Raw genomic sequence first — 13,600 nt, 5'->3', positions numbered from 1 at the left:
TCAGCGGCCTGGCACCAGCCCCACCCGCAGCGGGGCTCCCGGCGCCGCAGCCTCCGTGAGAGCGGCGTCGATGTCGAGCAGCGGTCGCACGGCGCCTACGGCCTCGGCGAACGGATACGCGCGCCCGCGACCCGCGAGGAACGACACCGCTGCCGCGAGGTCGTCGGCGCCGTAGTTGTGGACGCCGGTCACCGTGACCAGCCGGCGGACGAGATCCTCCGCGTCCAGCGGGACGGGCGCCGCCGGGAACACGCTCCCGACGAGGACGACCGTGCCGCCGACGGCGACGCCGGCGAGGGCCTCCCCCACCGCATGCCCAGATGCCTCGATGACCACGTCCGGGTCACGGTCGAGCGCGGTGGCTCCGAAACGGGAGGCGACGGCTCGGCGGTCGTCGTCCGGGTCCCGGACCTCGACGACGGCGCCGTGCTCGGCCGCGATCGCCGCGGCGCTGATCCCCACCAATCCCGCGCCGTGGATGCGCACCGCGGCGCCGTCCAGATCGATGTCGCGGGCGGCCCTCGCCACGGCGGCCCATGCGGTCGCCGTCGCACAGCCTGCGGGAGCCAGCACCGCGGCCGGCAGCGCCTCCGGCACGCGCACGATCGCGGTACCTGCCCGCAGCTGCACGTGGCTGGCGAACGCCCCGGTCAGGTCGCCGTGGGCGCCGACGCGGTCGTGGCCGTACTTGCCGAGATCCCGGCACTTCTGCGTGAGGCCCCGCCGACAGCGGTCGCAGGTGCCGCACGACACCGTGACCGACCACACCACGCGGTCGCCGATGCGCAGCGGGGTGCCGTCCGCCGCTGTCGCACCGTCGTCGCCCAGCGCGATGACCCGACCGACGCTCTCATGCCCGAGGACGAGAGGCGCGGGCGCGGACCGGCGCCCCTGCACGGTGTGCACGTCCGATCCGCAGATCGTCGACATCTCCACGGCGACGAGCACGTCCCGGTCACCGAGCGCGACCCCGGGGACGGCGATGGTCTCGTGCGGGTGGCCTTCGCCGATCCAGACCATCGCGGTGGCAGCGGGGCGCAGCGCGACGTCCCTCCGGTGACCGGGTGGGCGGATCAGCACCGTTCCCATGGTTCGAACCTCAGACGGAGGCGACGGCAGGAAGGAGCTCGCGCTGCGCCAGCGCTGCTCGCAGCGCCGTGACGTCGGACAGCACGGCGTCAGCCCCCGCTCCGCTCAGCGCCGCGCGATCGTGCGCCCCGGTGAGGACCCCCGCGACGAAGCCGGCCCCCGCACGACGGCCGGACTCGACGTCGCTCACGGTGTCGCCGGCGACGGCCACCGCCTGCACCGCGGACGCTCCCGTGCGCAGAAGGGCGGTGAGGACGAGATCGGGCGCGGGGCGTCCGCGGCCGGCATCGACCGGAGACAGGGCGAGGTCCACGAGTCCTCCCCATCCGAGGCCATCGATGAGCGCCTGTCGCGTGACCGGAGCGAACCCGGTGGTGAGGACGACGGTGAGCCCCGCGTCCTTCAACCCCTGGATCGCGTCCGCCGCTCCGGGGATCTCCGCGACGCCGTCCTCGGCGACGATCTCGGCGTACGCGGTCTCGAACGCCGCGGTGGCCTGCCGCGCCGCGCTCGCATCGCCGCCCGCGAGATGGAGGAAGACGTCGAACTTGGACTGCCCCATCGTCTCCCTGACGTGCTCGAGGGCATCCTCCCAGGGCAGCCGCGCGGCGACGCCGGTGCGCTCGGCGGCGCGCTGGAACGCCTGCTCCACCACGCCGTCGTCCACGACGGTGGTGCCGGCCATGTCGAGGACGACGAGTTCGATCGGAGTGGTCATGGTGTTCCTTCCAGAGCAGGGGTGCCGCCGAGGGCGGCGGTGAGGTTGAGGTCGGCGAACCCGAGGCCGCAGGTCATGCCGATGCCGGTGGTCGCAGCGAGCACGAGGGCGCCGTCGTCTCCGCGGTCGACGAGGAACTCGCCGGGGGCTTTCGCGTACACGCCCTGCCACCGCTCGATCACCCGCGGCGCCGCCCCCTCGAACAGGGCCTCGGCCTCGCTCAGGAACGCGGTGAAGGCGGCCTCCGGCTGGAACGGAGAGGGGGCGGCATCGGTGACGTGCGAGTCGCCGAGGATGAGCGTGCCGTCGGGCAGCTGCGTGTACATCTGATTGAGATCGAGGGCCGCGAGATCGGGGCGCTCGGCATGCAGGCGCTCACGGAGGACCCGGGCCTCTGGCCCTTCGGCGAACCTCCCGTATCGGATGAGGGACCAGCCGGTCAGCAGGGGCGCGGTCAGCGGACGAGGGAAGGAGACGGCCGCCCGCATCATGTCCAGCGCACAGCGCACCACCCCGTGACGCTCCGCGACCTCGGGCAGGAGCTGGTCGATGTCGTGGTTGACGGCTACGACCACCGCCCCGGTGTCGATCGCCCCGCGCGTGGTCTCCACCCGGCCGGCGCCGAGGGCCGTGACCGCGGTGCGGAAGCGGAACTCGACGCCCCGTGCGGTCAGGTAGCGCACGATCGTGGTCGCCGCGGTGCGCGGGTTCGTCTGCAGGTCGGCCTCGATGAGGGCACCGCCGACGAGCCCGTCGCGGCGCAGCGGGGCACGACGCAGGAGCTCGTCAGCCTCCAGCATCCGGATGCCCCCGTCCTGTGCCGCCGCGGAGAGCACGGCGAGCTCGTCCTCGTGGCGGGCGGCCACGAGCGTGCCCGACTCGCGGAGCCAGAACCCCGCGTCCCTGGCGAGCTGCAGCCAGAGTTCACGGGACGCATCCGCGTACCGCTGCGCCTCTCCGCCCTGCGCGCCGATGCAGAGGTGGCCGAAGTTGCGGATCGTGGCGCCGGTCGGGGCGGCGCCGCGCTCGACGACGACGACCCGGAGCCCGCGGCGCACGGCGGCGAAGGCGGCGCCGAGGCCGACGATGCCGGACCCCACCACGACGACGTCCGGATTCTGCTTCGCCCCGGTCATCGGAACACCTTCCTCATCCACATCGCGAGACCCTCGACGGCGAGCACGGTCACGAGGATCATCAGGACGATCGCGGTCACGGTCTCGTAGCGCGAACCCTGGCTGGCGTTCAGCAGGTAGTAGCCGACACCGCCGCCGCCGACGATGCCGAGGATCGTGGCCGCGCGGATGTTGGTGTCGAGCATGTAGAAGCTGTGCCCGATGAGCGCTCGGGTGCCCTGGGTCAGCGTGGCCGACGTGTACGTCTGCATCCGTGTGGCGCCGACCGCCCTCAGCGCGCGCTCGGGCCCGCGGTCGACCTCCTCGAAGGAGTCGGCGATGAGCTTGCCGAGCAGTCCGATCCCGCCGATCGCGAGCGCGATGACACCGGCCTGCGCGCCGAGACCCGTGATGACGACGAGGACGATGGCGAGGATCAGCTCGGGGATGCCGCGGATGCCGACGAGCAGCAGACGGGCGGTGCCGCGCCCTGCCGCGTGCGGAGCGACGTTGCGCGCGGCGAACGAGCCGAGCAGCAGCGAGGGAAGGAGGGTGAGGACGGTGGCGGCGAGTGCGATGGCGACGGTCTCCCGCATGGCCTCCAGCATCGCGACCGTGTCGTAGCTGCCGAACGACGGCGGCCAGAACCGGGCGGCGACGTCGGGCAGCTTCGCCCAGAAGGTGAACAGGTCCGACCAGGTGATCTGGCTCACGACGACGCTGCCGACCACGACGAGGACCGTGACGATCCCCGCCGCGGTGTGGCGCATGCGCTGCGCGGTCCACGGACGACGCACCGCGGCCTCCGGGCTCACCGCCCACGCCGGGCGGCCCTCGGCGGGCGCGTGCGACCGCCGACGCAGGCGCGGGTGCACGATCCGGTCCATCCACGACCGCGTGTGCTTCTGCTCGCCGAGCATCGCACCGCGCACGGTGCTCGAGACGATCTCCATCACGATGCAGAGCACGAAGATGACGAGCGCGATCCCGAGACCCTTGCCGTAGTTCAGCGCCTTGAACGCGTACGACATCTCGAGCCCGAGGCCGGCGACGCCCACGTAGCCGAGTACGACGCTCCCGCGCAGGTTGATGTCGTTGCGATGCAGCACGGTGGCCACCCAGCTCGGCAGCACCTGCGGGAGGATGCCGGCGGTGAACTCCTGGAGCTTCGAGCCACCGGCGGCACGGATCGCGAGACGGGGCCCTTCGTCGATCTGCTCGATGGCGTCCGCGAACATCTTGGAGATCATGCCGATCGAGTGGATGCCGATCGCGAGGATGCCGGGCAGCGTGCCGAGCGAGAACATGAGCACGAACGCCATGGCCAGCACGACGTCCGGCAGCGCGCGGGTGAGGACGCCGAGGAATCGGGCGGCCGCGCGCCAGCCTGCGCCCGGCGTGGTGTTGGCGGCGGCGAGGTAGGCGATGGGCACGGAGAGCACGGCCGCCAACAGCGTGCCGACGAGCACGAGGCCGACGGTCAGGGCGATGAGCCAGGCGAGGTCGGCCGGCGCGGGAAAGGAGAGTCCGCCGACCCTGGCGAGGAAGTTCTCGGTGTTGCCCCAGCTCTGCACCATCGCGGGGATCGAGATACCCACGTCGCGCACCGCCAGGATGCCGAGCACGACGAGGACGACGAGCGTGAGGCCGGCAGCGATGCGCTCGGCCGAGAGCGGCCGCTTCGGCGCCCGCTCCGCGACGCTTGCCCGTCCCTGGGGCGCTGAGCCTGTCGAAGCGCCTTGGGGCGCTGAGCCCGTCGAAGCGCCCCGTGTCGAGGCCCCCACCGCTGTCATGACGCCGCCACCGTGGTCACGGCGTCGACGAGTTCCACCTGCACGGCGCGCATCTCGGCCGTGGTCGTCGCGACGCGGCCGTAGATCTCCATCACCTCGGCCTTGGTGAGTCCGTCCGTCGGGGTGTCCAGGACGACTTCGCCGTGCCGAAGCCCGACGATCCGGTCGGCCCAGCTGATCGCGAGGTCGACCTGGTGCAGGCTGCACACGACGGTGAGGCCTTCGTCGGCGGCGATCTCGCGGATGAGGGCCATCACCTGCTCGCTCGACTCCGGGTCGAGAGAGGCGACGGGCTCGTCGGCCAGGAGGATCGCCGGCTTCTGCATGAGCGCCCTGGCGATGGCCACCCGCTGCTGCTGCCCGCCGGACAGCGTGTCACTGCGCTGGTAGGCACGGTCGAGGAGGCCGACGCGGTCGAGGTGCTCCAGCGCGGTGAGCTTCGCGGCGCGGGGGTAGCTCCACAGCCCGAGCCGCGGGCCGCGCATCCGGGAGAGCGACCCGGTCAGCACGTTCTCCAGGACGGTCAGCGAAGGCACGAGCTCGAACTGCTGGAAGATGAAGCCCACGCTGCTGCGAAGCTGTCGCAGCGCCCGGCCCTTCATCGCGGGCACGGACGCGCCGAGCACCTCGACGGACCCGGAGCTGGGCAGCTCCAGGCCGTCGAGATGCCGCAGCAGCGTGGACTTGCCGGAACCGGAGAGCCCGAGCAGCACGACGATCTCTCCCCGCGCCACCTCGAGCGTGACGTCCTTGAGGGCGGTGGTGCTGCCGAAGGTCTTCGTGACGCCGGCGAGGCGGATGAGGGTGTCGGATGCCGCGGTCATGGCTTCTCCTGTCGTCAGGCGCGGGGCGTCAGCCCTGGCACTGCTCGGCTTCGGTCTCGGCGCAGATGTCGCGGATGAGGTCGTAGTAGGCGTCGTCCACCGGCTTGGTCGCGTAGAACACGCTGCGGAACGCGTCCGAGTCCGCACTGTCGATGCCCGCCGCGATGATGTCGTCGATGGTGACCTCGCCGAGGGCGTCGACGAGCTGCTTCGCCACGTCGTCCGGCAGGGACGAGGAGTAGACGAGCGGAGCGCCCGGGACCATCGTCTCGGCGATGACCTTCACCTTGTCGGACTTCTCGACCTCGGAGTCCTCGGCGAAGCCGGCCTCGCACTCGACGCCCTCGCCGACCTTCTGCACGCTGACATCGTGCTTGCCCGCGAACACGGGCGTGATGTCGGTCTTCGGGTCGACGCCCGCCTCGAGGAGGTTGTACGACGGGAAGAGGTAGCCGGAGGTTGAGGAGGGATCCACGAAGCAGACCTTCTTGCCCGCGAAGTCCTCGAGGCTGGAGATGGCGCTGTCCGCCGGCACGATCGCCTGCGAGTAGTAGCCGGGCTCCTGGCCCTCCTCGGTGACGATGGACGAGATCGGGGTGAGCTTCGCGCCGTTGTTGGTCGCGGTGACGTAGGTGAACCCCGAGAACGAGGCGACGTCGACCTTGCCGGCGACGGCGGCCTCGATGAGCGCCGCGTAGTCGGTGGACTCGTGGTACTCGACGGTCTTGCCGGTGACCTCGGCGATGTAGTCCATGAGCGGCTGGTAGTTCGTCTCGGTGTCCACCGAGTCGGGGACGACGCCGAAGACGAGCGTGTTCTCGTCGACGGCGAAACCGCCGGCGGACTGTGCGTCGCCGGGGGCGTCGGTGGCATCGGCCGATCCGGAGCAGGCGGCGAGGCCGAACGCGAGGATCGCAGCGCCGGCGAGGGCGGGGAGAGCGCGGAGCTTCATGAGGACCTTTCAGGGTGGGAGGAGTGATCCAGGGACGACTCTCCCAGCCGTCGGGCCGACATGTATACCTATCTCGGAAGAGTTCAGGCGGCGTTCACCCGCGATTCTTCTGGATGAACGGCCCCACAACACACAGGCCCGGACACGACAGACGAAGTAATGTACCTATGTGGCCGAACCTGTGTACACCCAGATCGCCGACGACCTCCGCGCGCGGATCGTCGACGGCACGCTCCGGCCCGGGGACGATGTCCCCACGGAGGCGGAGCTCGCGGAGCGGTGGCACACGTCGCGGGGTCCGATCCGCAACGCCCTGGCGACCCTCCGCGCCGAGGGGCTGATCGAGACCGGCCGGGGGCGCCCCGCCCGCGTGGTGGCGCGCAAGGCGAATCAGGCGGTCGACGTCTCGGTCCCTTTCACCCGCTGGGCGCGGGATCTCGGCGTCACGCCGGGCGCGCAAACGCAGGAGCTGAGTCTGCGACGCGCGGGCGATCTCGGCCCGGCACTGGGCGTCGGACCCGACGACACGATCGTGAGCGTGGTACGACTGCGGCTGCTGGACGGACGGCCGACCATGCTGGAGCGACTGGCCTACACGGAGGACGTCGGCCGTCGGCTGTTCGACGTCGACCTCGACGCGGTCTCGATCACCGAGCACCTCGCGTCGGTCGGGCATCCGATCGTCACCCTGCAGCACGTGATCGATGCCGTGGCGGCCGACGATCAGGACTCGGCGCTCCTGCGCGTGCCCCGCGGGACGCCCATCCTGCGGTTGACCCGGACGTCCAGGGACGCGGAGGGGCGCATCTTCGAGGCGTCGGAGGACCGCTACCTCAGCGAGGTGGTGCGCTTCACGGTGTCGGCGTCCGGGATATCGACGGACGGGCACTTCATGAGAGCGGTGGGCGGCTGAGGCCCGGAGACAGATTCGCGACCGCGGGCGCGGGAGTCTAAGAAGCCAGAAAGATCGCGCCCGCGATCGCAGCGCTGGGGACGCTTTATCTGGGGAGCCTTCAGGATATGTCGGCGCCGCGAGGCCGCTGAAGTGCCGAATGTCGAGACACTCGTAGACTTTCGTCTACGGCTTCGGGGCCGGAATCACGGGCTTCATCTCAGGATACGCGGGGCTCACACCACCGGCAACACGGCGGACACGAGCCAGTGCCCGTCCACTTCACCGGCGCTGAACTCGCCGCTGGCACCCATGACGCGTTCGGCCATCCGCCCGAGCCCGGTCCGGCTGGAGGAGAGCTCACGACGCGGCGTCGTGGGCAGCGGGCTGCGCAGCGACAGATGGGCTTTGTCGTCGTCAACGGCGAGACGGATCTCGACGGTGCCGGGGCCTGCGTACTTCAGAACATTCGTGGCCGACTCGCGCACGATGCGCGCGAGCACGATCTCGACGGCACGAGGGATCCGTTCGTCGCCGGGGTTTCCGTCGAGGACGACCTCGTGCCCTGCCGCTTCGAACTCGGCCTGCGCCTCCTCGACCGCGGCGACGAGGTCGCCCGTCGGCATGCCCGCTGCACGTGGGCCGTCGTCGGCGAGGTCGATCACGAAACGGAGGTCGGTCATGGCTTTGCGGGCGGCGACACGGATCGCCTCCCGGGAGCCATCGCTGGTGTCGGGGTCTTCGAGCATCTGCACGTGCAGCGAGACCACCGTGAGGTGGTGCGCGATGCTGTCGTGCAGCTCGCCGGCGATCCATCGTCGCTCGGCGAGAACGGCTTCCCGTTCCTGCTCAGCCGCAGCCTCCAGCTGACGCTCGAGTCTGCTGCCGCGGGCGAACGCCAGTCTGAGGGCGAACCCTACGGCGCCCGCCACCGCGGCGAAGACGAGATAGATGGCGACATTCACGCCTGCGTCCGCGTCACCGATGGCGACGAGAGCTGCTGCGACGAGAAATGCGCCGGCGTAGGAGAGGATCAGCGAGGTCCATCCGAGCCTCATGACGAGACCTGCCGCGACTGCGGCGGCCGTCAAGACCTGGTACTCGCTGCCTACGAGAAAGGATGTCGCGAACACCACGCCGAGGGCGCATGTCGCAAGGAGGGGATTCCAGAGATAGAGGGCGAACACAGCTGTGGACGAGACGCTCACCACCACGACTGCCGGGTTGGCACCGGGGACGGTGATGACGCCGATGAGGTCCACAACGATGGTGATGGAGACGATCACCAGAACAACGATGCGCTCGACGGCGCTCAGCTTCTCGCCTCGAACCAGTCGGAGCGAATCCGCAGAACCGCGAATCGAATGGTCGAAGGCCATGGTTCACTATCTCCTATTCGCCAGGTACTCTAGCGGACGAGACCAAAGAACTTGCTAACCTGCTGCCAGAAAGTCATTACATTCACCTCCGTCCTAGTGCCGTTTGTCGATGTCTGTATTCATCTTCTCGGCGGCGCGCGGAGCGCACATCTGGCCTTCGTCCAGACCTCGATAGCCAAAGGTCTACATCCTCAGAGCGCCCGCTTCACGCCGTTAGGCTTCCTCCATGCAGGAAATCCGCGTCGTGATCGTCGATGACGATCCTCTGGTCCGCTCCGCGCTGTCGCACTTCGTGTCGCGCGCGCCCGAGATCACGGTCGTGGCGCAGGCAGAGGACGGCCGGGAGGCCCTCACGACGGTCGAGCGCGAGAAGCCGGACGTCGTGATGATGGACGTCCAGATGCCGGAGATGAACGGCATCGAGGCGACCGCGGCGATCGCCGAACGGTGGCCCGACGTGCGCATCCTCGCCGTGACCACGCTCGATGGCAGCGACACCGTGCTGCCCATGCTGAGCGCCGGCGCCTCCGGCTACCTGCTCAAGGACTCCAGTGCGGAGGAGATCGTCACGGGTGTGCGCGAGGTGTTCGCGGGAGCGAGCTCGCTGTCGCCCCGCATCGCGTCGATGCTCATCCGCCACGTGCGCGACTCCACTCCCACCGCGGCCGCGGAGACCCTCGAACCGCTCACCGAGCGCGAGGAGGAGGTGCTGCAGTGCCTCGCGAAGGGCATGTCCAATGCCGAGATCGCCAAGGCGCTCATCGTCTCGGAGGGGACCGTGAAGGCCCACCTCGGTCGCATGATGTCGAAGTGGCACCTGCGCGACCGCGTGCAGATCCTCGTCACGGCCGCCCACGCCGGCCTCGTCACCTTCCGCTGAGCCGGGGCCTCAGAGCGCGAGCAGCACGATCCCGACGAGGACGACCAGCGAGGCGCCGATCCGCCATCCCGGCCGGGACTCGCGCAGGACGAAGGCGCCGAACAGGCTCACGAGCACGACGCTGACCTCGCGGAGCGGCGCCACGAGCGCCACCGGAGCGATCTGGATGGCGGTCAGCACGAGGATGTAGGACAGCGGCGACAGGATGCCGAAGGCCAGGATGCGGCGCCATTGCGTGCGCCCCAGCGCCAGGACCGCACCCCATCGTCCGCGCACCGCCACGGAGTAGAACGGCACCTGCAGCAGCGTCGTCCCCACCATGAACGCCACCGGTGACAGCTCCCACTCCCGCACCGCGTGGGCGTCCCAGATCGTGTAGACCGCGATCGCCACGCCGGTGAGGGCGCCGAACAACAGCCCGGGGTCGACGCGGCGCCCGCTCCCCGCCGGACGGCGGTCGACGAACCCGATCGCCACCACGCCGACGATCACCGCCGCGACGCCGATGAGCGCCAGGGCCGAGGGGCGTTCGCCGAGCAGGAGCACGGCGACGATCACGGAGAGGAACGGCCCGGTGCCCCGCGCCGTCGCGTAGACGGTCGACAGGCTGCCCTCCCGGTAGCCGCGCTGCAGCACGGCCATGTAGGCGACGTGCAGGACCGCGGAGACGGAGACCCCGAGCGCGAACGAGCCGAGGTCGGCCGCACCGAGTCCGCCCGTGAACGGCACGGCGCCGATCCAGACGGCGGTGCTGGCGACCGCACCCCACCACAGGAACGGCGAGCCGGCGCGGCTGATGCCGTGCGCGATGACGTTCCACGACGCGTGGGCGATCGCAGCGGCGAGGACGAGGACGAGAGCGACAGCGGACACGGCAGACCCTTCCCTCCGCCGCGGGCGCGACGAATCGGGTCCTCCGGGCTTTTGTCCTGTCAGATGACGGCCCTCCTGCGGAGGAGGACCGTGGCGCCGCTCGGACCAGACGGGTGCAGACCCCGGAACCCTAGGCGCTATCGCCACCACCCTATCCCCGACCGGGAAGGGTGCGGTGACCGGGCGCGACTACGCTCGAAGCACACCCCGCGCAGGAAGGTCTTGCCATGCCCGTCACCCCGGACGCCCTCGCCCACGCCGAGGACCTCGCCGACTTCGTCGCCGCTTCCCCGTCGAGCTACCACGCAGCCGCCGAGACGGCCCGCCGCCTGGAGGAGGCCGGCTTCACGCGGCTGCAGGAGGAGGACGCCTGGCCCGCGCAGCCCGGAGGCCGGTACCTCGTGGTCCGCGACGGCGCGACGATCGCATGGGTGGTGCCGGAGGATGCGACCGCCACGACGCCCGTGCACGTGTTCGGGGCGCACACCGACTCCCCCGGCTTCAAGCTCAAGCCGCAGCCGACCACCGGAGCCCGCGGCTGGCTGCAGGCCGCCGTCGAGGTGTACGGCGGTCCGCTGCTAAACTCCTGGCTCGACCGGGAGCTGCGCCTCGCCGGCCGACTCGCCCTCGCCGACGGACGGGTCGTCCTCGCCGACACCGGAGCCCTGCTGCGCCTCCCCCAGCTCGCCATCCACCTCGATCGCGGGGTCAACAACGGCCTCGCGCTCGACAAGCAGACCGAGACGCAGCCGGTGTGGGGTCTGGGGGATCCGACCGAGGCCGATGTGCTGGGCGAGCTCGCCGCTTCCGCCGGAGTGGCCGTCGCGGAGATTCGCGGCTACGACGTCGTCGTCGCCGACGCCGCACGGGGCGCCGTGTTCGGCAAGGACGATGCGTTCTTCGCCTCCGGCCGACTCGACGACCTCGCCTCCGTGCACGCGGGCGTCGTGGCCCTTGCGGCACACGAACCCGCCGCGGGCGCGCCCGTCGCGATCCTCGCCGCGTTCGACCACGAAGAGCTCGGTTCCGAGTCGCGCTCCGGCGCCGCAGGCCCCTTCCTCGAGGACGTGCTGGAGCGGCTCTACGCGGGGCTCGGCGCCGACGGCTCCGCCCGCCGCCAGGCGTACGCGTCGTCGTGGTGCCTGTCCAGCGACGTGGGGCACTCCGTCCACCCGAACTACATCGGCCGGCATGACCCCGTCGTGCAGCCCGTGCTCGGCTCCGGACCCATCCTCAAGCTCAACGCCAACCAGCGCTACGCGACCGATGCGGTCGGCGCCGCGTCCTGGCGGAACTGGTGCGATCGGGCCGAGGTAGTGACGCAGGAGTTCGTCTCGAACAACAGCGTGCCGTGCGGGTCGACGATCGGCCCGATCACCGCGACCCGGCTCGGCATCCGCACGGTCGACGTGGGCATCCCCATCCTCTCGATGCACTCCGCGCGTGAGCTCGCCGGGGTCTCGGACCTGCACGACCTGACGCGCGTGGCCGGGGCCTTCTTCGCCGGCTGAATCGGGCCGCGCGGAGTGCGCCCCCGGAGTGCCAGGATGTGAGGATGACCGACATCAGGCCGGCTCTCATCGAGCGTGCAGGCATCGAGATCATCCCCGAGTCCGAGCGGACCGCCCAGCCCCGCGACCTGTTCTGGCCGTGGTTCGCGGCGAACGTCTCGGTGTTCGGAATGTCGTACGGCTCGTTCGTGCTCGGCTTCGGCATCTCGTTCTGGCAGGCGACGGTGGTGTCGGTCGTCGGCATCGTCGTGTCGTTCCTGCTGTGCGGCCTCATCGCGATCGCGGGCAAGCGGGGGTCGGCGCCGACGATGGTGCTCTCCCGGGCCGCGTTCGGCGTGCAGGGGCAGAAGGTGCCAGGGATCGTGTCCTGGCTCACGTCGATCGGCTGGGAGACCTTCCTCGCGATCATGGCGGTACTGGCGACGGCGACGGTCATCACGCAGCTCGGCGGCGACGGGGACAGCCTCTGGCTGAAGATCCTCGCGACCGTGATCGTCGCGGCACTCATCGTCGCCGCCTCGGTGCTCGGCTACCACACGATCATGCGGCTCCAGTCGGTGCTGACCTGGATCACGGGCGTCGTGACGGTGGTGTACATCATCCTCGCGGCGCCGAGCATCGACCTCGCCGCGGTGCTGGCCCGGCCTGACGGCGGCATCGGCCAGGTCGTCGGCGCGCTCGTCATGGTGATGACCGGGTTCGGGCTGGGCTGGATCAACATCGCCGCGGACTGGTCGCGCTACCAGAAGCGCACCGCGTCCGACGGGGCGATCGTCGCCTGGAACACCATCGGCGGCTCGGTGGCACCGGTCATCCTCGTCGTCTTCGGTCTGCTCCTCGCGGGATCGGACGCCGAGCTCATGGACGCGATCGCCGCGGACCCGATCGGCGCGCTCGCGAGCATCCTGCCGGTGTGGGTCCTCGTGCCGTTCCTGTTCACGGCCGTGCTCGCGCTCGTCTCCGGCGCGGTGCTCGGCATCTACTCCTCCGGCCTGACGCTGCTCAGCCTCGGCATCCGCATCCCGCGGCCGTCGGCGGCGGCGATCGACGGCGCGATCCTCACGGCGGGCACCATCTTCGTGGTGTTCTTCGCGACCGACTTCCTCGGCCCGTTCCAGAGCTTCCTCATCACCCTCGGCGTACCGCTGGCCTCCTGGGCCGGCATCCTCATCGCCGACATCCTGCGCCGTCGCAAGGACTATGACGACGAGGCCCTCTTCGACAGCCGCGGCCGCTACGGCGCCTGGGACTGGACGTCGATCGGCACCATGGTCGTCGCGAGCGTGATCGGCTGGGGTCTCGTCCTCAACGGCTTCGCGGACGCCGCGCCGTGGAACAACTGGCAGGGGTACCTCCTGTTCCTCGTCGGCGGGACGGACGGGGACTGGGCCTATGCGAACCTCGGGGTGTTCGTGGCGCTGGTGCTGTCGTTCCTCGTGACCTGGTTCGCCCGGGCGGGGAAGATCCGGCGGCAGGAGTCGTGAGCCCTTCGACAGGCTCAGGGACCCAGGGGGCGGCAGGCTCAGGGACCCAGGGGGCGGCAGGCTCAGGGGCCGAGGGGGCGGCAGGCTCCG

General features: G+C 70.6%; 12 protein-coding genes. 4 read left to right on the top strand and 8 right to left on the bottom strand.

Translation table 11 applies throughout. The features are described from left to right. From KVS71_RS13520 to phnD, 6 genes are read right to left on the bottom strand one after another with little or no spacing between them, the layout of a single operon-like run. Positions 1 to 1,089 carry an alcohol dehydrogenase catalytic domain-containing protein gene (locus KVS71_RS13520; protein WP_217584803.1) on the bottom strand — a complete coding sequence of 363 codons (1,089 nt, stop codon included), beginning with the start codon at positions 1,087 to 1,089 and terminating at the stop codon, positions 1 to 3. A gap of 10 nt (positions 1,090 to 1,099) precedes the next feature. Continuing rightward, entirely contained in the window at positions 1,100 to 1,807 is a 708-nt protein-coding gene (locus KVS71_RS13515) for an HAD family hydrolase (protein ID WP_060922818.1), read from the bottom strand. Continuing rightward, entirely contained in the window at positions 1,804 to 2,943 is a 1,140-nt protein-coding gene (locus KVS71_RS13510; protein ID WP_217584802.1) for a TIGR03364 family FAD-dependent oxidoreductase, read from the bottom strand. The genes KVS71_RS13515 and KVS71_RS13510 overlap by 4 nt, the downstream gene beginning before the upstream one ends. Further along, positions 2,940 to 4,715: a phosphonate ABC transporter, permease protein PhnE gene (gene phnE, locus KVS71_RS13505; protein ID WP_217584801.1), complete on the bottom strand. Its 1,776-nt coding sequence runs from the start codon at positions 4,713 to 4,715 to the stop codon at positions 2,940 to 2,942. Before phnE ends, KVS71_RS13510 begins: the two co-directional genes overlap by 4 nt. After that, positions 4,712 to 5,539, bottom strand: coding sequence for a phosphonate ABC transporter ATP-binding protein (gene phnC, locus KVS71_RS13500; RefSeq protein ID WP_105950365.1), 828 nt, complete (start codon positions 5,537 to 5,539; stop codon positions 4,712 to 4,714). Before phnC ends, phnE begins: the two co-directional genes overlap by 4 nt. Before the next feature lie 28 nt (positions 5,540 to 5,567). Continuing rightward, positions 5,568 to 6,491 carry a phosphate/phosphite/phosphonate ABC transporter substrate-binding protein gene (phnD, locus tag KVS71_RS13495; RefSeq protein WP_025102497.1) on the bottom strand — a complete coding sequence of 308 codons (924 nt, stop codon included), beginning with the start codon at positions 6,489 to 6,491 and terminating at the stop codon, positions 5,568 to 5,570. Between the two features lie 169 nt (positions 6,492 to 6,660). Between phnD and KVS71_RS20030 the strand changes: the two genes are divergently transcribed. Next, positions 6,661 to 7,404, top strand: a complete 744-nt coding sequence (locus KVS71_RS20030) for a GntR family transcriptional regulator (protein ID WP_368874840.1) — start codon at positions 6,661 to 6,663, stop codon at positions 7,402 to 7,404. 215 nt (positions 7,405 to 7,619) lie between these two features. Here the strand turns inward: KVS71_RS20030 and KVS71_RS13485 are convergent, their stop codons facing one another. Then, the gene (locus tag KVS71_RS13485; RefSeq protein WP_025102499.1) at positions 7,620 to 8,762 is read right to left on the bottom strand and encodes a sensor histidine kinase; all 1,143 of its coding nucleotides are present in this window, start codon (positions 8,760 to 8,762) and stop codon (positions 7,620 to 7,622) included. A gap of 226 nt (positions 8,763 to 8,988) precedes the next feature. On the opposite strand from KVS71_RS13485, the gene KVS71_RS13480 reads away from it, so the two are divergent. Then, positions 8,989 to 9,642, top strand: coding sequence for a response regulator transcription factor (locus KVS71_RS13480; RefSeq protein ID WP_029989098.1), 654 nt, complete (start codon positions 8,989 to 8,991; stop codon positions 9,640 to 9,642). Positions 9,643 to 9,651: 9 nt separating this feature from the next. On the opposite strand, the gene KVS71_RS13475 is transcribed toward KVS71_RS13480, so the two are convergent. Further along, complete coding sequence (locus KVS71_RS13475) at positions 9,652 to 10,515, bottom strand: EamA family transporter (protein ID WP_060922417.1); 864 nt, start codon at positions 10,513 to 10,515, stop codon at positions 9,652 to 9,654. A 227-nt stretch (positions 10,516 to 10,742) separates the two neighbouring features. On the opposite strand from KVS71_RS13475, the gene KVS71_RS13470 reads away from it, so the two are divergent. After that, entirely contained in the window at positions 10,743 to 12,026 is a 1,284-nt protein-coding gene (locus tag KVS71_RS13470; protein WP_217584800.1) for a M18 family aminopeptidase, read from the top strand. Positions 12,027 to 12,070: 44 nt separating this feature from the next. Continuing rightward, positions 12,071 to 13,510 (top strand): cytosine permease, encoded by a 1,440-nt coding sequence (locus KVS71_RS13465; protein ID WP_217584799.1) that lies wholly within the window; start codon positions 12,071 to 12,073, stop codon positions 13,508 to 13,510. The last annotated feature ends 90 nt before the right edge of the window (positions 13,511 to 13,600 follow it).

The organism is Microbacterium sp. GbtcB4 (genome assembly GCF_019091465.1).
Taxonomy (GTDB): domain Bacteria; phylum Actinomycetota; class Actinomycetes; order Actinomycetales; family Microbacteriaceae; genus Microbacterium; species Microbacterium paraoxydans.
This window is presented reverse-complemented; position numbering and strand designations above follow the sequence as displayed.

What these genes read in the sequence shown, in the direction of transcription:
- KVS71_RS13520 (WP_217584803.1), bottom strand. Translation starts at nt 1,089, where the DNA reads ATGGGAACGGTGCTGATCCGCCCACCCGGTCACCGGAGGGACGTCGCG.
- KVS71_RS13515 (WP_060922818.1), bottom strand. Translation starts at nt 1,807, where the DNA reads ATGACCACTCCGATCGAACTCGTCGTCCTCGACATGGCCGGCACCACC.
- KVS71_RS13510 (WP_217584802.1), bottom strand. Translation starts at nt 2,943, where the DNA reads ATGACCGGGGCGAAGCAGAATCCGGACGTCGTCGTGGTGGGGTCCGGC.
- phnE (WP_217584801.1), bottom strand. Translation starts at nt 4,715, where the DNA reads ATGACAGCGGTGGGGGCCTCGACACGGGGCGCTTCGACGGGCTCAGCG.
- phnC (WP_105950365.1), bottom strand. Translation starts at nt 5,539, where the DNA reads ATGACCGCGGCATCCGACACCCTCATCCGCCTCGCCGGCGTCACGAAG.
- phnD (WP_025102497.1), bottom strand. Translation starts at nt 6,491, where the DNA reads ATGAAGCTCCGCGCTCTCCCCGCCCTCGCCGGCGCTGCGATCCTCGCG.
- KVS71_RS13485 (WP_025102499.1), bottom strand. Translation starts at nt 8,762, where the DNA reads ATGGCCTTCGACCATTCGATTCGCGGTTCTGCGGATTCGCTCCGACTG.
- KVS71_RS13480 (WP_029989098.1), top strand. Translation starts at nt 8,989, where the DNA reads ATGCAGGAAATCCGCGTCGTGATCGTCGATGACGATCCTCTGGTCCGC.
- KVS71_RS13470 (WP_217584800.1), top strand. Translation starts at nt 10,743, where the DNA reads ATGCCCGTCACCCCGGACGCCCTCGCCCACGCCGAGGACCTCGCCGAC.
- KVS71_RS13465 (WP_217584799.1), top strand. Translation starts at nt 12,071, where the DNA reads ATGACCGACATCAGGCCGGCTCTCATCGAGCGTGCAGGCATCGAGATC.